Origin of the sequence: Deinococcus betulae, assembly GCF_020166395.1 — a bacterium.
GTDB lineage: Bacteria > Deinococcota > Deinococci > Deinococcales > Deinococcaceae > Deinococcus > Deinococcus betulae.
On sequence record NZ_JAIQXU010000020.1, the window covers coordinates 13,691 to 32,169 of the forward strand.

Consider the following 18,479-nt stretch of genomic DNA (forward strand, 5'->3'; position numbering starts at 1 on the left):
CCATGACCCAGACCCCCCTCTGGCTGAAGAAGGTCCAAGCCCTGGAACACCATCACGGCGACGTGTTCCGCGATTTCGTTCGAATGGCCGCGTGCGTGTGCAGTTGCGGCGAGCGCGAAGACGAGTACCGCCGCACGGTGCAGCGCTATCCCCGTGCGGAACTGGAGACGCTCTGCGAGGCCTTTGGCGATGTGCTGGGCCACAAGCTGCGGAACCCCTTTGACGACATCTTCGGCGAGACGTACATGGCCCGCGTCAGCCCCACGACCCGGCAGCGCCTGGGCGAGGTCTACACCCCGAGCGCCGTGGCCATGCTCATGGCCCGGATGAGCGTGCACCCACCCGAGCCTGGCCGCACCTTGACGGTCGCAGAGCCCGCCTGCGGAAGCGGCATCCTGGTCCTCGGCTTTGCCGAAGCGCTGGAAGGGCTGGGCGTCAGTAGGCTGCACCTTCAAGTCCAGGCCACTGATCTGAACCCACTGGCCGCCGATATGGCGCTAATCAACCTGGGCCTCGCGGGCATTCCGGCCATCGTGAGGCACGGCAACACGCTGACGAACGAGGTGTTCCACGCCCACCAGACACCTGCCTGGCGTTTCGCCCGCCCCTACAGTGGCGAGCCGCAGCTGGAGCAGCTGTCGGGTGGAGACCTGCTGACGATGCTCCGCGTCACCGTGCCCCCTCCGACACGCCTGGCAAGCTGAACGCTGCTCCTGGCAAGGCGGTTAGAGATGAAGTCTCTAGCCCTCTCAAAGCGCGGCGGGTGCCCAAAGCACCAGGACACGGTGAGTCGCCCACAGGAAAACGCGCGCATCCTTTTGAGGCCTTAGAGATGAAGTCTCTAACTCAACAGGACGCACAAGGTTCACAGGGCATCGTGCAGAGAAAGGGGAGAACACTATCCACAAAGACAGGGCTCAGCAGCGGTGATCGGAGACGAAGAGGTTAGAGATCAACTCTCTAACCGCTCTGGTCTGGACCATCTCCTCTCTAGGCCATGCGGAAGAGATACCAAATGCGCCGACGAGGAAGCGACACTCAGCTGGAAAGGGCAGCCTGTCCGCCCAACACACTCCTGAGCTTGTCCTCCAATCCAACCTGGGAGAAAGTTGACAATGTTTTAAACATTTCAGTACGCTGCCGAACATGCCGCCCAAGCCCGCGCCGGGAACCACACAGGTCACCAGCGCCGAATTGCGGTCCCGCTTCCCCGAGCTCCTGGAGCAGCTGGGGCAAGGCACCCGCGTGGTCGTCACGCATTACCGCCGGCCCATCGGCGCACTCGTCAACCTGGATGATCTCCAGCGGCTGCGACGTGCCGATGTGACCGAGGCCCACACCGGGCAGGGGAGACCTATGCAGATCATTGGCACGCACAACCAGTCCGGCGGGGTGGGCAAGACCACTTGCGTCGCGGAACTGGGCTACGACCTCAGCACGCGCCTCAATCCACGCACCGGGCAGCGCAACCGGGTGCTGCTGGTCGACACCGATCCGCAGGCCTCCTTGACCAAGCGCTTCGGGCTGCACGACGACCCCGCGTCTCCTGCCCACCTCATCACCAGCACCCTGTTCATGAGTGTCATGGACCCCCAACTGCCCCTGCCGGCGCCGCTCCCATCACCTACGGTGCCGGAGCTGCACCTGATCCCCTCCAACCAGCACTTGATTCGCCTGGACGCCCTGCTGTACAGCGACGACGCCCTGCTGCCCCATCTCGGCCAGGTGCTGCGCCGCTACGACACCTACGATTACATCCTGATCGACACCCCGCCCAGCCGGGGCATGATCACCCGCGCGGCCCTCATTGCCAGCGATCACGTCATCATCCCCGTGAACAGCAGTCTGAAGGCCATGGAGAATTTCGACAGCGTCTCGGAAATCATCGGTCAGTCCCAGCGGCACAACCCCGCGCTGCGGGTGGCCATGTTCCTGCTCACCCATTTCCAGAAGAACACGCTCCATGACCAGGACGTGCAGCGCATCCTGCACACGCAGTACGCCGGGATTGCCCCCACCAGCAGTCCACTCCCTCACCGCAAGGCCCTGTTCAATGACGCGGGCCTCGCCCGCCTGCCGGTGGCGCTGTACCGGCCCAAGGACCCGGTGAATGCGGATCTGCGCCGCATCACGGACGAGTTGCTCGCCTACATCGGTGAGCCGGTGGTGGCATGACCCGTGGACGGCCCAGCATGGCGGCGCGGACCCCAGCGCCCGCGACCGTCCTGGGCAACCTCGATCTCCAGCGGGCCCGTGTCATTCCCTGCGCACAGATCCAGGTCATGGACCGGCACAATCCCAGGGGCCGCTACTCGAAGGACCAGGCCTTCACCGACGAGGGCCTGCAGGCGCTGGCCGCCTCAATCCGGGAGCGGGGCGTCTTGCAACCGGTGCTGCTGCGCCTGGCGGCCGACGGCCGTTACGAGCTGGTGGCGGGCGAGCGCCGCTTCCGCGCCGCCCAGCTGGCTGGTCTCAGTGGAGTTCCAGCCATCGTGGAACAGGTGGCCGACGCGGACCTGCTGGAATACGCCTTGATTGAAAACCTCCAGCGGGAGGCCATGAATCCGGTCGATCAGACCTTCGGCATGCTGGAGTTGCTCAGCCAGCGCACCGGGCATCCCCTGCGCGACCTGCCGCCGTACCTCAACCGTCTGCGCAACGGCACAGAGGCCGACGAGCACCGCGTGGAAGAGACCCTTCAGCAGGTGGGCGGCTGGACCCTGCTCACGTTCGCCACCCGCAACGTCAAGTTCCTGAGCCTGAACGACGCCGAGTTGGAGGCCGTCGCGGCCGGCCGACTGACCAGCACCGCCGCCTTTGAACTGTTGCCGCTGGGCGAGCATGAGGAGCGCGCCGCCTTGCTCGACACCACCATTCGGGAAGGCTGGACCGCAAAAGAGGTGCGTCATCAGGTCAAGCAACTCCTCCAGGCCACGGACGCCCCCTCCGAGGCCAAGATGCTGGTGGACCGCGTGAAAACCGCCTTGACCGAGCGGCGGGTCGGCGACCTGAGCGCCGAAACCCGGCACCAGCTGGCCCAACTGGTCGAGCAGATGGAAACGCTGTTGAGCACCCAACAGGAGGCGCGCGCACCGCGCCGGGGTCGACGCGGCAAGGGAGAAGCTCCGGCCTCTTGATCTGGCTCATACCTGAGGGCAGATCAACAGGGGAGGGGAGAGGCCACGCGGTTTCTCCCTTTTCCTTGGCGGGAACCTGAATCCTGGCAGGCTGGCGGCATGTTCAGCCTGCTGCTCGCGCTGCCCCTGCTGCCCGCCGCGCCTCCGCCTCTTCACCGCCTGATCGCCATTGGGGAAGCCGCCGCCTGGCCCCAGGCCGGGGCGGCCACACTGGAACTTCAAGTCCACCAGGCCGGCGTGGTGACGCTCACCGTGGACCAGCCCGGTTTCAATGGCGCGGCCTACGCCGCCCGGCGCCCCGGCGTGATCGGGGACGAGCAGTACCGCGCCGGCACCCCCAACACCAGCTATGTGCTGCGTGACGCGCAGGGCACGGTGCTCTTCACCCGCATGTTCGCCCCAGGGGTGCTGGGCCAGACCACGCTCTTTTCCGGGCCGCTGACCCCTGGCCGCTACACCCTCAGCATGACCGTAGCGAGCTTCGCCAAACGCACGTCCGGCGTGCGGATCAGCGGGCCCGTGGCCGTCCAGGCGACGAGCGTGAACACCACGGTCCAGGGTTCGGGCTGGCGGCCGGCAGGCACCTTCACGTTGGCGCGGCCCGCCACCCTGCGCCTGTTCAACGGCGACGCGCCAAGTGAACTGGAGCTGCGCCTGCGGTACCAGGACGGCCGCGTAGTGGCGCTGCCGTCCGGCACACGCGCCCAGTGGACGCAGACAGCGGTCGCGGCGGGGCAGGGTCGGGTCGAGGCCCGGCAGGGGGTGAAGGCCAAGCAGTGGAGCAAGACCTTCACCCTGGCCTTCCTGGACGGCCTCACGCCCCTGCCCCAGGTGCTCCAGGCCTGGACTCCACCCGCCTCGCCGATGGCCCTGCCCAGGCCACAGATCGTGGAGATCCGCGACCAGCCTGTCCTGGTCCCCCAGCCGCCACAGACGGTCGAGGTACAGGACACCCGGCGCCAGGCCCAGGCGGTCACCGTTCAGCCGGTCACACAGACGCCCGTGGCCACCCCAGAGGTCAGCAGGGTGCCCCAACCGGGAGACCCTGACTTCATCGGGCCGCTGCTCCCTGACGTCCAGGCCCGGGCGACGCCCCCCCAGCTGACCCTGCTTCCAGCCCTCCAGCCTGCTGCACAGGGCACCCGTCTCCAGCCCTGACAGCGGGCCTGACGGCCAAGAAGGCGACACAGACACTGTGCCGAAAAGGTCAGACAGCACCCACCAACCCGCCACCCGTGGTCAAGTGACGCCTCGCCCGCCCACCTGGTCCAGTACAGTCCGAACGCCACGCCCTGTGGCGCCACAAGGAGGTGAAATCCACCATGTCCATCTGGCACCTGCTCCTGACGCTGCTGTTCCCCAGCCAGGCGACCGCCCAGCACGCCGCTGAGCGGTCGTCGGCCCCCCCAGCCGCGCCGGGGATCGGCTCCGAAATTATGTAGCGCCCCCTGGTCCGCCTGCCCCTGCCCACCCGGCAGAGGCAGGCGTTGTCTATGATCAAGTCCTCTCACCCGCCCGCTGGGCCAGGAGCTGCCATGACCTTCACCGAACTGCTTGCCGCGTACACCCAGGCCATCGACACCATGAAAGCGGCCATTCAGGACAGCCCCCTGCAGCCTGTGATCTTCGCCCTGAACGTCGAAGCGCTGCGCCCGCACAGCGCGCCGCGCCTGCACGTGGTGCTCGACGGCCACCTGCCCGTGGCCGCCCTGCTGGCGGACCCGCTGTTCCGCGACCGCCTGGCGCCGCTGCTGACGCCCGCCGACGTGGAGCGCGCGCAGCTGCACTTCACCGCGGACCCCGCCACGCTGGCCACCACCGTCGAGGTGCTGGGGACCGACCTGGGGACAGCGTCACTGCTGGAGCCTCTGACGCTGGACTACGTGCGTGCGCGGCGCTTCCTGGCGGAGCAGCTCGCAGGCCTGCACCCCAAGGCGCAGCACACCGAAGCGGAGATTGCCGCGAGCAGCCCGCTCAACCGGCAGTGGCGGCCGCCGACTTTCGTGGGCGACGCCATCGTGCACCAGCGCCGTTGAGTCGAGGCGCACCCACTGATCCAGAACTGTTGGCACAGGACAAGGCTGATGCCATCAGAGCTTAACCAGACCCAGTCGGTGAGGGCCCGGATAATCTGATCGCTGACCTGAGGTGTTATTCCAACAAGTGGAAAGCCCCAACGTCATCTTCAGAGGTCGCACTAAACAAGGAACAGAAATTGGCCTCAAGTGAGAGTAGGAACAGAAACTTACCCTAAGAGGAAAAACAGCGTCTTAGACGAAGAATTGCGCTTACCGTACAATTTTGCGCCAATCGTGAATTCGAGTCGAAAAGACCGTGTGCGAAGAAGAGAGCCACCGCCATCGCGGGTGTCAAGTTGACATCCAGATATCCCCTGACACCTGTCAGATTGACCGAAAGGGGACCCTAACTTGACACCTCAATACCCTGTTCATCAGCGCGCTGCCGTGTGGGGCTGGGGTATACCCCAACTGGACACGTCGACCCTTAGGGTAAGTTCCTGTTCCTACTCTCACTTGACCCCAAATTCCAGCCTTGAATAGTTCTCCCGTTAAGGTCTCAAATCGATGTGCGCGTCTAGAGTCCTCAAGTCCACCTGTCCTGAGTCAGCTCCGCGTCGTCATCATGGCGGCGGGCCTCCTGTTCGTACATTTGAGCCAACTCCCGTAGACACTGCGCTGTACGGGGCCAGCGCGCCTCTACAGTTTGCGCCTGCTGCTGATATTGGGCCACCAGTTCCCTTTCCAGATCACCGCCAGAGTCGAGGTCGCGATTGGTGCCTCCCCTGAGGTTGTACCGACCCAGCCGAAAGCCGTCCTCTAACGCTTCACTTTTGGCGAACTCAATCAAGGTGCACACCACTGGTGGCGGCCATTGCCCATCTTGTGCGGGCGCAGTGGCCAGCAATTGCCCAATCTGGCTGTCGCCTATGCGGCCTCGGTCTTGCGCTTTGAGCCGTGCCTGCACTGCGGTGTACCACGCGTGCAGGGTGGCCTCATCGGGAAGCTGACCGTTGGCTGTGCCTGGCACGCCCCGAAGCATCCAGAGCAAATGTGCGGCCCGTTCTCGGCGCTTTTTCCCCTCCTGATCTTCGTCGCTTTGTCCAGCTGCGCCAGGAAACGCGGTAAGGAATATCGTGGCGTACAGCTCTGGATCCGCGAGCAAAGCTTGATTGAGCGCGGCAGGAGCTTGGCTGTAGCCGTATAGGGGAAGGTACGCCCATGCTGTTTGGGCCAGTTTCGATTGGTCCACGTCAGTCCGCTCGGCTAACTCTTCCAGCAGCTCGCGAATGTGGTGGGCCTGATCTCGGACGAAGGCAGCGTCTTGCTCCTCGAAGGCCTCCAATAAGCTCAGCCATTCATGCCCCGGTAGATCGAGGGACCGCAGCTGAGCTAAATAGAAGGCAGTCGTGTGCTGTTCGTAGGTTCGGAATTGGCGGTAAGCCTCTTCAGCCGCTTCTGTCGACTCGCGGCCGACCTCAAAGACAGAGACTTGCTGCCAGTAAGCCTGCGCCACCTCCCCGCCAAGGCTCTGAACGAGTGACCACGTCTCTGTGTCAGCGGGCAACGCCTGAAGCAAGAAAGCCTGCTCCGCCGCTGCTCTGGCAGTGAATTCAGGTCGAGTGAGCAGCGCCGTGATCTCTTTTCGACGTTGCGAAAAACGCCAAGCCAGGAGCAGGCCTGCGGCAAAGCCTGCGCCCTGTGGACTGGTCTGAATGAAGGTCAACAGGCTCTGTGGGTCATTGAACAGGGTATGAGGTAGTCGGCCAACGGCCTGGCCGATGGCTTGCGCCGCACTAGGGTCGCTGTTCTCCAACAGGCTCTGAATGCCGTCTGCTTGTGCGCTGGCCAAGACATCGGCAACAGCTGTCGTTTGTGCCTGCATCCACAGCTCGTGGTGCTTGCCAAAATCTATGGGATGAGTTTGAAGACCTAGTGTCGGGGATTGACTGAAGACCCACTTGTTCTTGGCGATCACATCCGTTGGTTGGAGTTGGTCCCGCAACTGTTCCAGTTTCTGCAGTGGCCCGCCGGTTATAGCCCAATGCGCCGTTGGAAATTCATACTGAGAGGCGACAAATTCCCGAAGTGCCTCCCAAATGACTGTCTGGGCGTCTGGGGCTTGGGCTGCCGTGTGAATGGCCTGGCAGAGAGTGTCTTGCTGGAGGGGGTCGAAATGCCGATACTCCTGAAGCAATCCCAACAGCCGGTCACTGCAACCCCCAGCATCTTGCAGAAGTCGGTTTCTGATTTCGGCAAGCATCTCGATGATCTGTTCTTCCGGGAGTTGCCACGGCAGATCCTGTCCCCAATCACGCCAATTCGGCGTCCTGGTTCGACCACTCACCCCGTCAGTGACCACCAGGGCCAGCATGAGGCGCCAGCCAACGTCTGGCAGTTGTTCGCGCAGGACATCTACCCCTCTCAATTTGTCTGCGACTCCTACATCCGTGTTTCTGAGCCAGGGACTGAATACCTCGGCCAGGCTGTTGGACGGCCGATTGAGGGTTTGGCCTCCTGGGTCCAAGTCACTCAAGCGGCCGAGGAGCAACGTCGCGCGGCTGAAAAAGGTTGGCAACCAAGCGAGCCCTTCTAACGCCAACAGCAAGAAAATGTGTGGCGAAGAATGGCCGAAGACTTGCGATTTGGCATCTTGAAAGAGGTCGACCAAAGAGGGCGTGCCTGAAGCCAGCGCCTGCTCAACAGCCGTCAAAAACACGTCTGGAGCGGCCTCGGCCAATTGAGGGAAAGCCGGCGCCAGGGAAGTCCAGGCATCCGTTGTACGGGTGCTCAGGAGGGAGCGAACAATCTGATCCACGTAGGTTTGAGGCGATTCGAGAAGGTACCAGGACGTGTCAGCGGAGCGGGCCCCCATCAAAGCGAGCGTGTCGGCCAACTCTTCTCGCAGCAACTCCGAGTAAGGATGAACCTTCCCATAGAGCGCCGCCATAGGTCGTTGTTCAGCAGGCAGAGCCAATGCTGGGTCAACAGTGCCTAAGACGGTCTGGACAACGTTTACGAGGCGGTTGAGGTTGGCTTCCATCAGGGTAGGTGCCAGAAGGGTCCAGGCGTCCTCCTTGGATGTCAGGAGCCAACTTGAACCGGTGCGCCGGAGCGGGGGCTCATTCTGCTGTGCCAGGCCGATGACCGCTCGCTGAACTGCCGCGTAGTCTTGCTCACCCGCCAGTTGTGCCAGGGCCTGCTGGTCGCCGGATTGTGTATCGATCCAAGCGCCAGCCAGCATAGGGGCGACTAGGTTTTGGCCGGCCCAGGGAGGGGTATGAACCGCTTCAAGATGGGCCAAGCGCCGCCGAAGGGCCAGGAGGCTTCGGCGGCCGAGTGTGGCGAGGGATTCGAGTTGAGTTTCAGGCACCCCCATACGGACAAGCGCCTCTCGAAGGACACGCCGCTGTTGACGGCTAAGCACGATCACCTGCCTGATACTGCCGTCACGCCGTCCAAGCGGCACGAGGACATGATGGCCCTGGTGAACCGCAGAGGTAACGTGCGAGCGCTGGGGAAAGAGAGGCACCAGGATAGAGGATTTACCCTGGACGACGGCATTTGTCCATGCGCTTTCCTGACCGACGAACAGCGTACGGGCACGGACCTGTTCACCTTCAACACCAGGCCACGCCATGAGGGTGGCGGCGATGAAGGCCTCGGCCATCTGGGGCGATTCGCCTGATAGGCCGCGCGCACCAGGCTCAGCCGCGAGAAATGTGCGCAGTGTAGACACTGGGTCGTCTTTCCAGCCGACAGTCAGGACTTCTGGGGTAAAAGGCGGGTTGGTGGCCTCGGACCATTGAGACCAGAACTGCTCGACCGTACTGACACCGACCGTCAGGTGACCGACCAAAGGGGCCAGCCAGGTGTCAACGGCTGGCGCGGTGCTGAGCCAGCTCTCAAGATCGTCAGCGTCGAGGACGCGCACGTCGCGCCAGACGTTTTCCGCAAGTCGGCGCTGAATCCATTCCCCTTTCTCTGGCCACCGTCTTGGAGTCACAAAAACGAAGGTGGTTTCCGCCGGGGTGACCGTTAATGGCTTATCCGTGCGGGTTCTGTAGTCGCCATTAGCTTTTCGGAGAGGATCAGCGTTGACGCCCATTTCCCAGACCGAGTCACCTTGAGGAATAAAAGAGTGCGGCGTATCAAGGTGGACGATACCGTCAAAGCCCACTTCGCGAACGCCGTCGCCAGCACGCATACTCACCTGCGCGCGACTCGTGGCCAAGATGAGTCTGCGCACCAGCTCAGGAAGTTGAGTCGTTGCGGCTTGGCCACCAGCCCAAGTGACGAGGTCTGTGCCTGAAACACCCATGCTCTGGTGTACCACGTTCAGCGAAGCAAACGCCCTGTAGCCCTGCAAGATAGGACGGCCTTTTTTGGGTGGCTGGCGGGAACCTGACCTTTCCTAAGCTGCGTCGTGCGCCCCACAGCCTTGGGGCGCGCGACGTTGCTCTGGAGGCGCCCCCATGTCCACCCCACACCCCCGTGTGCTTGCCTTTGACGGTCTCCGCGGCCTGCTGGCGCTCGCCGTGGTGCTCAGCCACGTCGCCGCCCTCACCTTTCTGCCTGGGCGCACCCAGCCCAGCTCGTTCGACTATCTGCTGTGGCACTTCGGAGCCCCTGCCGTCGACGTCTTTTTCGTCCTGAGCGGCCTGGTCGTCGCCCGCAGTTATGTGCGCCGGCCGGCTCTGTGGCCCTACCTGGCCGCCCGCCTGCGCCGCCTGGCCCCCCTGGGCCTGCTGGGTGCTGTGCTTGGCCTCGGCCTGGCCCGGCCGCTCGCCGCCAGTCTGCCCGCTGATCTGGCCCCGCACGGGCTCTTGCCCATCCTGACCGAGCCCCTAACCGGCCTAGACCTCCAGGGCGTGCTGACGCTCGGCCTGGGGGGCTGGTTCGAGGCCAACCGCGTCAACCCCCCCCTATGGACCCTGGCCATCGAGCTCTACGCCAGTGCGCTGCTGCCCCTGATGGTCTGGGCGGCGCGCCGCTGGGGCTGGACCGCCCTGCTCATCAGCCTGCCTTTGGCGTTCGGCATGGTCTTCGTGTTCTGGCCCCTGATGGTCATGCCCCTGTTTCTGTTGGGGGTGCTATTGGCCCTCCAGCCGCCTCAAGTGCCGGCCCGGCTCCTGCCGCTGGTGGGTGTGTTGGGTGCAGGCGTGCTCCTGTGCCGGCATGTCCTGGGCAGTGACGATGCGTATTTGCGCTGGCTGACCGCGCTTGGGGCCGCTGGAGTGCTGCTGGCCCTTGAAGGCCTCCAACCTGCCTTCTTCCAGCAGCGCTGGGCCCAATGGCTGGGGGAGCGCAGTTACGCCCTGTATGCCACCCATTTTCCCGTGATGGTGGCTGCTGTGTGGCTGGGCTGGAACTCTATTGGAGTCACCGGAAGTGGCCTGCTGGCGGTGCCCGTCTGTTTGCTGGTGGCCCACCTGGCCCATCACCTGACCCAGGGCCGGTCGGCCCAGCGGGTCCCTCGACTGCTACCTGAGGTGTCTCATGACTGATCCACAGTGGACTGACCGCCCTACGCTTGACCAGAACGTGCCACGCTTCTCGCCTCAACTCTACGGACAGAGTCCGTGGGGCACGATCCTGGAAGTGGAAGCAGTGCAGCCGGGCGTGACCTTTGTGGTGACGGGCCGCCACGGCGGGTATCACTTGACGCCGGCGGCGAACGAGGCCATTCCGGTCTCGGTTCGTCACGAGGACGGCTGGTATGAACGGGATGTGGCTGCGGCGCTCTGCGCGCGCTTCGTGCCCTTTCCCGATGCCGATCCGGCGTATGTCGCCCTGGTGCTGGAACGCTACTACCCGGACCTGGACGTCAATCCGTCAGCGGAATGTACGGCGCCTGTGGAGAAAACGACACGCGCCGTACAGTGACTGCATGCCTGCCTCGTTCGCCCAGCGCCTGTGCCTGACCTTCGGGCTTGCCACCGCGGCTTTCATCGCGGATGGGCTTCTGGGGCACCCGCCTGTGCTTACACCCCTGGTGCTGAGCGTCAGCGCGGCGCTGCTGGGCGCCCTGGGCTGGCGCGACGGCCACCTGCGTATCCGGACACTGGACGCTTCCACTCCTCTCGATCAGGGCGTCGCGGCGGTGCTGTGTGGGGCCGGTGGGGCCTTGTGTGCACTGGCTGCCCAGCACAGCGTGGCTCTGATAGCTCTTCAGTCGCAGTGGCCGGCTTCCACTCAGATTGAAGGAGTCAGCTGGTCAATGGTGGGCGCAACGCTGCTGTGTGCGGCAGGCATCGCTGGCATGGTCGGCGTCCGTCCAGCGGCATCTAGTCAACAAGGAGATTGAGATGTACGCCTGGCGAGAGCTGAGTTGGTGGAGCCTCACACTGACGGGAGGCTGGATGTGGGGTTGGCAGACGCCCGTAACGACCGTAATGCCAGGAGCAGCCCAGGTTGGCGTCTGCCTGCTTCATTACCGTCTGCCGCTCTTCGCCTTGGTCTGGCTCTGACTTGGCGGAGCGCTCTGATCCCGCAGGTGCAAATGCCTGTTCATCCTCTCTGGACCGTCTTGCCCATCAGCGCCCTGGTCTTCGGGCTGGGGATTGCCGGTGGCCTGGCCCTGAATGTGGTGTTCAGCGCTGGGCTTTGAACCGTCAGCGCAGGAGGTGCTCGCGCAACGTGTTGATGAAGCCCTCGCGATCCAACCGGCTGACGGCGGCGAGGGCCTCTGTGGCCACCTCCCCTGCATTCAGACGCTCACACACGACGGCATGCCGCAGCGCATCAAAGTCCGAGGGAAGCAGCAACCGGCGGTAATGGGGACTGAGGTAGCTGATCAGGCGTTCCGCTGCGGCTTCTGGCGTCAGATCTGCGAACTGGGCCGCGGCATCCACAGACCCTGGCTCATCCACAGGAAGCCGTGCTGCAGGCTTGGGGCGCTCCGGCGGCGTGTTGGGGTAAGGATATTCATCTGGATGCTGCAACAGATACATCAGGGCCGCGGCCTTGGTCTTTTTGACCACCAGGAGCTTCGTTCGAACGAGTTCGTCAAAGCGGTCCATCTCTTTCATCAAGGTGACGCGGCTGTGCGTCTGAGACAGACGGCGAATCCCACCATCGGTAATGCCGTACCCCTTGAGCCGCCGGGCCACCGCTGGATCGATGGGCACAAATTCCCGCGCGAATTCATACCGCAGACGCTGGTCGCGCCCTCGGCCGGTGATCTCCACGGCACGCAAGTAGCCACGTTTGGTCAGCTCTTCATGGGGTCCTTTCAGAGCCTTGATGACCCGCCAGGCTTCCCCCTGCGAAGGAATCTTGCACTGATCTGCCCAGGCCAGCACATTGACATCCAGGGTGTCGTGGGAGGCGCCCACCCGCTCCAGTTGAAATCGTGCAGCGTCCAGCACCCGGTAGAGCACGCGTGTGCGGGGGCGCTTGAGCTTACCCATGAATGTGGTATCGAGCGGTTTGACGTAGCCGCTGCGCAGGCTGTAAAGGATGTCTTCGGCCAGGCGCAGCGTGATCATCGACCGGAGGTCAAAATTGGAAGCTTCATCAGCCGTGGAAAACCCCAGGCGCTCAATGAAATGAAAACTGGCGTGCGCCCACCGGCGATTTGGCTCATCGCGCCACCCACCAGAAATGGTGAATGAACTGGTGTGCAGCCGGCGCAGGGAGGTCTTCAGGGCAGAGATATACCGGCCGTTGTTGTGCCAACCGCACAGTTTCAAAAGCTGAGACACACTGATGACCAGCACACCGTCATCGGGTTCGCCCTGCTCGAAGAACAGGTTGATCAGGGCGGTTGTGACATCGTTGTCCAGGCCATGTGGCACCTGGTATTGCGGCATGGCCTCACAACTGACCTTCACCACCCGGCCCGCCTGCTCGGTGGTGATGGACCAGTAGGTCATTTCCACAGCATCAAGCGCAACGATCAGGTTGAGACCTGCGAGGTTCAGGTCGTCGTACCGGGAGGGGGGGGAGGACGGGCTGCTGATGGTGACAGTCTACCGTCCCTAACAGCAAAAAGAACTGTTTTAAAAATTGAATGTCATCATCAAGGGAAAATGGAGAACATCGGCCCAGACGTATTTTTTAGTCTAAAGCCTCCCAGTGTGTCGTGCGGTTTCCTCCCAGTGTGTCGTCGGCCAGCGCCCTGAAATCTCCTGGTGTATCGCTCAGGGTGTTCAACACCCTCCCAGTGTGTCGCCAGCAATCCTTCTGGATGATCGTTCGCAAACCTCCTGGTGTGTCGTTCGCGTACCCTATAAGCCTCCCAGTGTGTCGCTGGAGAAGAACCGGTTTTCCTCTCAGTGTGTCGCTCGATTTCGACAGCTTTCCTCCCAGTGTGTCGTCCACTTCCTCCCAGTGTGTCGCTCCAACACAGTTCACAGTCATTCTTCTAAGCTGGATGGTGGGTCTGCAGGCACGCCGTAAGCCAGAGGGTATTTCTCAGCCAGCCAAGTGTCCTCTCCGCGTTGCCAAGTGAGGGCCTGGCCGGCGTGGTCAGCGGCGGCGAGCCGCGCGTTACGGGCCGATTCGTACGGCCCGAGATGAGCCACGACCTCCCCTGTCTCCACGTGCGAAATGGTCACCGTGACGTTCATGCGCGGAACCCAGTCAGCGGAGGCCGCAGCACCGTCTGCCGCTGTGCTGTGACGCCCATCCGGTCCCCAATGACCAGCTCTGGAGGAAGGGCGTCGCAGTGCCACGTCTCCACACGGGTCTCCGGCAGCCGAACGGTTGCCAAACCGCCCGTAAGCGCCAGGACTTCTCTGACCTCCATCTCGCCGTCACGCATGACGGCACTTTGGCATGTCGATTCCAGACCTGGCAGGGGAGCGGGTTCACCGTTTCGCTGGGCTTTGGGGTGCCTACGATGCTTGCGCAGGTCTCTGGCACGTGTACTCCGTCGCAAATTTCGCCATCGGCACGGGGGCCAGGCCGTCCAAATAGACCAGCGTGGGCGTCCAGCGCTCGATGCGGACCAGGTGCCCCGTCCGGTCCCGCCAGATCGCGCCCGGCTGGAGATCGCCGGCCGCTTCGACCGGTGCCACCACGGCTGGCCCGGCCACGGCCTGCAGGGTTGCCAGCTGGGTCTGGGCGGTGCGGTCGACGTACACGTCCTCGTCATGGGCCAGGCGAATGGTGTAGCGGGTGGAGGAGACTTTCAGGACCACGCCCGGCTGCCCCTTGACGGTGCACGGTGCGCCCTCGCGCAGGCCTGGATCCATGACCGTTCCTGCGCCGCCTTCCTGGGGCCCAGCACCGATCAAGCGGTCGAGGGCGCGGTAGAAGAGGGTCTGCACATTGCTCATGGTGCGCTCGGCTTCTCGCTCCGCCGTGCGGCCGGCGTGGTGGATCTCGCCCAGCGTGAGGCGCAGCCACCCGTCCGCGCGCGGCAGATTGCCGGTGCGGGTTTTCTCCTGGATGGCTTTGCGAAGCAGATCGCCGCCGTAGGACACCAGCAGGTCAAAAGCCGGGCTGCGTTGGCCGGCCAGGGGCCGAGCGGCCAGTTCGGCCCGCGGCACGGGGCGCAGCTCCGCGACGGCCGCCGCGCCGCCCGGAACCTCTTCAAGGCCATGGACGTGTTCGGGTGGACGTGTGGGGAACGAAGGTTGTTCCTGGACAGGATCAGCCTCCCCGCTGGCCGCGTGAGCGGCCCCGCCGACAGGCGGCACCACCCCTGCAGGCCCAGGACCTGGAGTGTCATGGGCGGCCGCCGTTGAAGTTCGCGCAGCGACTTCTGAGGAGGAGTCCAGCGAAACTGAAAGGGCGCTCTCTCCTTCTCCTCTTTTCTGTTCTGTCTTTTCTATGTCTTTGAGTGTGGCGACACGTGACACAGGCCTGTGGCGGGTGTCGCCACACCCCTGTGGCGCGTGTCGAAACAGGGTTTCGGCCCCGGCGGCCAGGAACTGCGAAAACCCTGTGTTGGGTGTCGCCACAGGGTTTTCGGGGCTGGAAATACCTGTGGCGGGTGTCGCTACAGGTTTTTTCGGCCGCCCTGGCCCCCGGCGCTGGGCCTGTTCTGCGCGCACTTCTTGCAGGTAAGTGGCATGCCGCAGGCTCAGTTGGTCGAAGTCCACGAACCAGGTTTCCGGGCGACTGGTGGGCGCATCCCCAGGCAGGTGGTCGAAGACATCGGGCCAGGCCGCCAGCAGCGCCGCCTTGGCGTCTTTGAGGCGTTTGGGTGACCAACGGGTGAGGCCTTTGATGTAGCGTGCGGACAGGCGAGCGCCCCGGGTTCCTTCCGCGGCCCAGGACAGGATCAAGTAGGCCAGGGTGCAGGCGTCAGTGCCGGCCTGGGGCATGAGGCGGTCGCGTAGGACGTTGGGGAGGATGGTGAAGCCGTAGGCGTAGTGACCCTTGGATTGAATGCGGACCGAGGGGTCTGGGGCAGGCGGAACCGTCACGAGGGGACTCCTGCGCGGGATTCAGGGGGGAAACCCTGGGGGCTCCGGTCGAGGGGCTGTGTTGACCGGGGGTGTTCAGCCGCGTACCATGAACACAGACGAAGGCCTGCGGGCCGGGTCGACCCACAACACCGAGTTTGTCCGCTCACACCCTTTCTGCGACGAAGTTTGGCGACTCTCAGACGCAGGGGGGTGTGCCCTTTTGGCTGTACATGTCGGGCCAGCCTCCGGGGTAGATGCAGCATAGCGGAATGGAGCAGCAAGGGAGCACAGCTTTCGAGGGTCAGCGCCGTCCCTTGGCCGCTGGGAGGCTGGCCAGGACTTGCTGCCCAGCGGGGGTGAGCTGACGGTCACGGGTCCACCAGCCACGGCGGATGAAGAGCCAGGCTTCATCGGGCGCAGCCTTGTACTTCTGGGCCGTGACGTCCGCGAGAATCTTGGCGAGCCCCGCGTCGCGTTGATGATTGATGCGGGGCAGCATAAAGCGGGCGATGAGGGTGATGCCGCCGACCATGCCGCCCAGGGAGAGGATGAATACCGTCTGATCGGCCGAGAGCCAGCCTTTGAGGAGGGCGGTGATGACGGCCACCAGGAAGAGGAGGGTGGCGGCGACGAAGATCAGGGAGTGGATGAAGAAGCGCCGCAGGCGTGATCGCCAAGCAGGGTGTGGAGGGGATGGAGGCATGGGGGGCAGTGTGAGGGAAAGCAGGTTTCGGCCAACTGCCTGTTCAGTACATGAAAATGGATACGAGAGCTACCTCACCAATTCTCTTCGCTTCAGCAGCCCTTTTCTACGGACACCAAGCATCCTTTGCCTTTCCAGGCGTAGGGTGCGAAATGGTGTTGCGCCTAATTGACTGGCCGAGCCCATTGGATGCGCTGTCCATCCCGGGTGATCAGTGTCAGGTGTGGACCACTCAGTTCCAGACGCGTGACCTGCTCAAGCTGCCCCAGCACCCGCATTTCCTGCGCCTGCTGCGCCGAGGTCGCGCAGGCCCGGCGCGTCGTGACCAGTGGGCCCACCGACAGCGCCAGGTCATCCACGGTGTAGCGGCCCATAAACGTATTGCAGCCACTGAACCCGCTCACCCGGCCATCGGCGGTGAAGCTCAGGGTCACTGGGGGCTCGCCCTGGCCCCCTACCAGCCTCCAGGTGGTCACCAACTGCCGCGACGCCTCACTGCCGTACACGAAGATCGCCTGGGCACGTCCAGTGGTGAGCGTCAGGGTCGTGCCCTGGCGCACATACACCCGCGCACCCTGAAGCACCTGAAGATAGCGCTGCTCCAGCGCTAACTGCGGCGCCGGGCAGGCCCGGCGCGTCGTGATCAGCGGGCGGAGTTTCAGGGTCTGGGCCGTGAAGATCGCCGTGGTCTTGAACGTATTGCAGCCGGTCGACCCCGACACTTGCGTCCCCTCGTCCGTGCTGATTCCCGTTCCCAGCAGCCGCAGGGTCGGCGCGTCCAAGCCGCCGAACGATTGGGTGCCGGATGCGTCGCGGAGTTCGCGCAGGGTCCAGGTGCCGTCGGCGATCTGACCACTCTGGGCCAGGGCAGGTGAAGTGAGCAGGGAGGTAAGGGCGGTCAGCAGGACGGGCCAGGCACGAAAACGGTTCATAGATCACCTCGGTGAAGAGAGAGGACGCACAGAAGGAAGACGAGGAAATCAGCGTCAATCGGGTGTCGTGATCGCTTGGGTACGGTGTAAGTGTAGGGGCAGCGGGCGCGCTGAAGGCGCTGTGGTATACCCGAACTCGCTGGCAGCCCCGAGCTGCTGATGCGTTCTTCTGGAGGTGGTGCCATGAAAGCCGCGCTCGTTACCCTCACTCTGCTCCTCACGGCCTGCACGCCCGCCCTGTCTAACACCCCCCGCCCGGACGCCACGCCCTTTACCCGTTATGTGGCGATGGGCGACAGCATCACTGCGGGGTTCCAGTCTGGTGGTCTGACCGCCGAGTCTCAGAATGCGTCCTACGCTCACCTGCTGGGGCAGCGGGGCGGCCTCGAGACGCCCATGCCTGAGGTGCTTGCCCCAGGGTGCCCCCCACCCATTGGTGTCAGCGGTGTCAAGAACTGCCAGCGGGCACACCCGGACGTTCAGGCGATGGTCGTGGCCGTGCCCGGTGCCAAGGTGGGCGACGTGCTGAGAAGCACTGATACGCAGGTCAAGGACCCCGACCCCCTGCTCTATGACGCCGACCTGTACCGCGCAGTCCTGGGCCCAGGCACCACGCAACTAGAGGCCGCCCTCAAGCTGCGACCGCAGTTCGTCACCGTGTGGATTGGGAACAACGACGCGCTGCTGCCCACCCTACGCGGGCAACCTGATCAGGCCACCCCGCTGGCTCAATTCCGGGCAGACTACGCTGAACTGATCACCCGTCTCCTGGACGGTGGGGTGGAGCACCTGGTGCTGATGACGCTGCCGGACATGACGCGGGTACCAGCCCTGGTGCCGGTTCGGCTGCTGCGCTTGGGTGGCCTGGTGGATGCCAGTTGCCAGGGGCAGGAAACGTACTTTGGGACCTTGACTGTGGCCAAGGCCAGTAAGGAGAAGCCTCTGTCCTGTACCAGTCCAGACGCGCTGACGGCTACGGAGTACACCCAGGCGCAGCAGATCGTGCAGGGATACAACCAGGCAATCCGGGAACTGGCGGCGGCCAACTCCATTCCAGTCTTTGATGTCAATACGGTGCTGGACAGCTTGCCGGGGCGGCCGTTGATTCCGACGGCGGCGGCTCCGTTCGGGCGGAGCTTCAGCCTGGACGGGATTCATCCCAGCAGCTTCGCGCATCAGCGGTTCGCGCAGGCCCTGGCCATCTTCCTGAATCAGCAATTTGGCACGGACCTCAACACCCGGCCGTAATGGCGGGATGTCAGTGCACTAAGAGTCCTCAGAGGGTGGTGCGCATGTAGCGATCAGTGGCAGTGAATCTGCCACTGGTC

14 protein-coding genes are annotated in these 18,479 nt (G+C 63.8%); 9 read left to right on the top strand and 5 right to left on the bottom strand.

Features of this window, described 5'->3' with window-relative positions:
* Positions 1 to 2: 2 nt before the first annotated feature.
* From K7W42_RS14870 to K7W42_RS14890, 5 genes are all read left to right on the top strand, one after another.
* Positions 3 to 704 (top strand): N-6 DNA methylase, encoded by a 702-nt coding sequence (locus K7W42_RS14870; protein ID WP_198170630.1) that lies wholly within the window; start codon positions 3 to 5, stop codon positions 702 to 704.
* A 442-nt stretch (positions 705 to 1,146) separates the two neighbouring features.
* The gene (locus K7W42_RS14875) at positions 1,147 to 2,175 is read left to right on the top strand and encodes an AAA family ATPase (protein WP_157459563.1); all 1,029 of its coding nucleotides are present in this window, start codon (positions 1,147 to 1,149) and stop codon (positions 2,173 to 2,175) included.
* Positions 2,172 to 3,137 carry a ParB/RepB/Spo0J family partition protein gene (locus tag K7W42_RS14880; protein ID WP_157459562.1) on the top strand — a complete coding sequence of 322 codons (966 nt, stop codon included), beginning with the start codon at positions 2,172 to 2,174 and terminating at the stop codon, positions 3,135 to 3,137. Before K7W42_RS14875 ends, K7W42_RS14880 begins: the two co-directional genes overlap by 4 nt.
* Before the next feature lie 99 nt (positions 3,138 to 3,236).
* Positions 3,237 to 4,295 carry a hypothetical protein gene (locus K7W42_RS14885; RefSeq protein ID WP_157459561.1) on the top strand — a complete coding sequence of 353 codons (1,059 nt, stop codon included), beginning with the start codon at positions 3,237 to 3,239 and terminating at the stop codon, positions 4,293 to 4,295.
* Between the two features lie 377 nt (positions 4,296 to 4,672).
* Complete coding sequence (locus K7W42_RS14890) at positions 4,673 to 5,173, top strand: hypothetical protein (protein ID WP_157459560.1); 501 nt, start codon at positions 4,673 to 4,675, stop codon at positions 5,171 to 5,173.
* A gap of 568 nt (positions 5,174 to 5,741) precedes the next feature.
* Here the strand turns inward: K7W42_RS14890 and K7W42_RS14895 are convergent.
* A complete protein-coding gene (locus K7W42_RS14895) occupies positions 5,742 to 9,362 on the bottom strand; it encodes a hypothetical protein (protein ID WP_157459559.1) in 3,621 nt (1,206 codons plus the stop codon).
* Positions 9,363 to 9,630: 268 nt separating this feature from the next.
* On the opposite strand from K7W42_RS14895, the gene K7W42_RS14900 reads away from it, so the two are divergent.
* Genes K7W42_RS14900 through K7W42_RS14910 form a run of 3 tightly spaced genes read left to right on the top strand, consistent with a single transcriptional unit; the run spans position 9,631 to position 11,462 of the window.
* Positions 9,631 to 10,662, top strand: coding sequence for an acyltransferase family protein (locus tag K7W42_RS14900; RefSeq protein WP_157459558.1), 1,032 nt, complete (start codon positions 9,631 to 9,633; stop codon positions 10,660 to 10,662).
* The gene (locus tag K7W42_RS14905) at positions 10,655 to 11,041 is read left to right on the top strand and encodes a DUF7007 domain-containing protein (protein WP_157459557.1); all 387 of its coding nucleotides are present in this window, start codon (positions 10,655 to 10,657) and stop codon (positions 11,039 to 11,041) included. The genes K7W42_RS14900 and K7W42_RS14905 overlap by 8 nt, the downstream gene beginning before the upstream one ends.
* Before the next feature lie 4 nt (positions 11,042 to 11,045).
* Positions 11,046 to 11,462 carry a hypothetical protein gene (locus tag K7W42_RS14910; RefSeq protein ID WP_157459556.1) on the top strand — a complete coding sequence of 139 codons (417 nt, stop codon included), beginning with the start codon at positions 11,046 to 11,048 and terminating at the stop codon, positions 11,460 to 11,462.
* A gap of 307 nt (positions 11,463 to 11,769) precedes the next feature.
* On the opposite strand, the gene K7W42_RS14915 is transcribed toward K7W42_RS14910, so the two are convergent.
* The 4 genes from K7W42_RS14915 to K7W42_RS14930 all read right to left on the bottom strand — a co-directional run bounded on the left by K7W42_RS14915 (position 11,770) and on the right by K7W42_RS14930 (position 17,151).
* Entirely contained in the window at positions 11,770 to 13,032 is a 1,263-nt protein-coding gene (locus K7W42_RS14915; protein ID WP_157459555.1) for a replication initiator protein A, read from the bottom strand.
* A gap of 963 nt (positions 13,033 to 13,995) precedes the next feature.
* Positions 13,996 to 15,534: a hypothetical protein gene (locus K7W42_RS14920; protein WP_157459554.1), complete on the bottom strand. Its 1,539-nt coding sequence runs from the start codon at positions 15,532 to 15,534 to the stop codon at positions 13,996 to 13,998.
* Between the two features lie 283 nt (positions 15,535 to 15,817).
* Positions 15,818 to 16,219, bottom strand: a complete 402-nt coding sequence (locus tag K7W42_RS14925; protein WP_157459553.1) for a hypothetical protein — start codon at positions 16,217 to 16,219, stop codon at positions 15,818 to 15,820.
* 164 nt (positions 16,220 to 16,383) lie between these two features.
* Positions 16,384 to 17,151 (bottom strand): META domain-containing protein, encoded by a 768-nt coding sequence (locus tag K7W42_RS14930; RefSeq protein WP_157459552.1) that lies wholly within the window; start codon positions 17,149 to 17,151, stop codon positions 16,384 to 16,386.
* 183 nt (positions 17,152 to 17,334) lie between these two features.
* Here K7W42_RS14930 and K7W42_RS14935 point away from each other — a divergent pair, with 183 nt between their 5' ends.
* Positions 17,335 to 18,399, top strand: a complete 1,065-nt coding sequence (locus K7W42_RS14935; RefSeq protein ID WP_157459551.1) for an SGNH/GDSL hydrolase family protein — start codon at positions 17,335 to 17,337, stop codon at positions 18,397 to 18,399.
* Positions 18,400 to 18,479 lie beyond the last annotated feature (80 nt).

What these genes read in the sequence shown, in the direction of transcription:
- K7W42_RS14870 (WP_198170630.1), top strand. Translation starts at nt 3, where the DNA reads ATGACCCAGACCCCCCTCTGGCTGAAGAAGGTCCAAGCCCTGGAACAC.
- K7W42_RS14875 (WP_157459563.1), top strand. Translation starts at nt 1,147, where the DNA reads ATGCCGCCCAAGCCCGCGCCGGGAACCACACAGGTCACCAGCGCCGAA.
- K7W42_RS14880 (WP_157459562.1), top strand. Translation starts at nt 2,172, where the DNA reads ATGACCCGTGGACGGCCCAGCATGGCGGCGCGGACCCCAGCGCCCGCG.
- K7W42_RS14885 (WP_157459561.1), top strand. Translation starts at nt 3,237, where the DNA reads ATGTTCAGCCTGCTGCTCGCGCTGCCCCTGCTGCCCGCCGCGCCTCCG.
- K7W42_RS14890 (WP_157459560.1), top strand. Translation starts at nt 4,673, where the DNA reads ATGACCTTCACCGAACTGCTTGCCGCGTACACCCAGGCCATCGACACC.
- K7W42_RS14895 (WP_157459559.1), bottom strand. Translation starts at nt 9,362, where the DNA reads ATGCGTGCTGGCGACGGCGTTCGCGAAGTGGGCTTTGACGGTATCGTC.
- K7W42_RS14900 (WP_157459558.1), top strand. Translation starts at nt 9,631, where the DNA reads ATGTCCACCCCACACCCCCGTGTGCTTGCCTTTGACGGTCTCCGCGGC.
- K7W42_RS14905 (WP_157459557.1), top strand. Translation starts at nt 10,655, where the DNA reads ATGACTGATCCACAGTGGACTGACCGCCCTACGCTTGACCAGAACGTG.
- K7W42_RS14910 (WP_157459556.1), top strand. Translation starts at nt 11,046, where the DNA reads ATGCCTGCCTCGTTCGCCCAGCGCCTGTGCCTGACCTTCGGGCTTGCC.
- K7W42_RS14915 (WP_157459555.1), bottom strand. Translation starts at nt 13,032, where the DNA reads ATGACCTACTGGTCCATCACCACCGAGCAGGCGGGCCGGGTGGTGAAG.
- K7W42_RS14925 (WP_157459553.1), bottom strand. Translation starts at nt 16,219, where the DNA reads ATGCCTCCATCCCCTCCACACCCTGCTTGGCGATCACGCCTGCGGCGC.
- K7W42_RS14930 (WP_157459552.1), bottom strand. Translation starts at nt 17,151, where the DNA reads ATGAACCGTTTTCGTGCCTGGCCCGTCCTGCTGACCGCCCTTACCTCC.
- K7W42_RS14935 (WP_157459551.1), top strand. Translation starts at nt 17,335, where the DNA reads ATGAAAGCCGCGCTCGTTACCCTCACTCTGCTCCTCACGGCCTGCACG.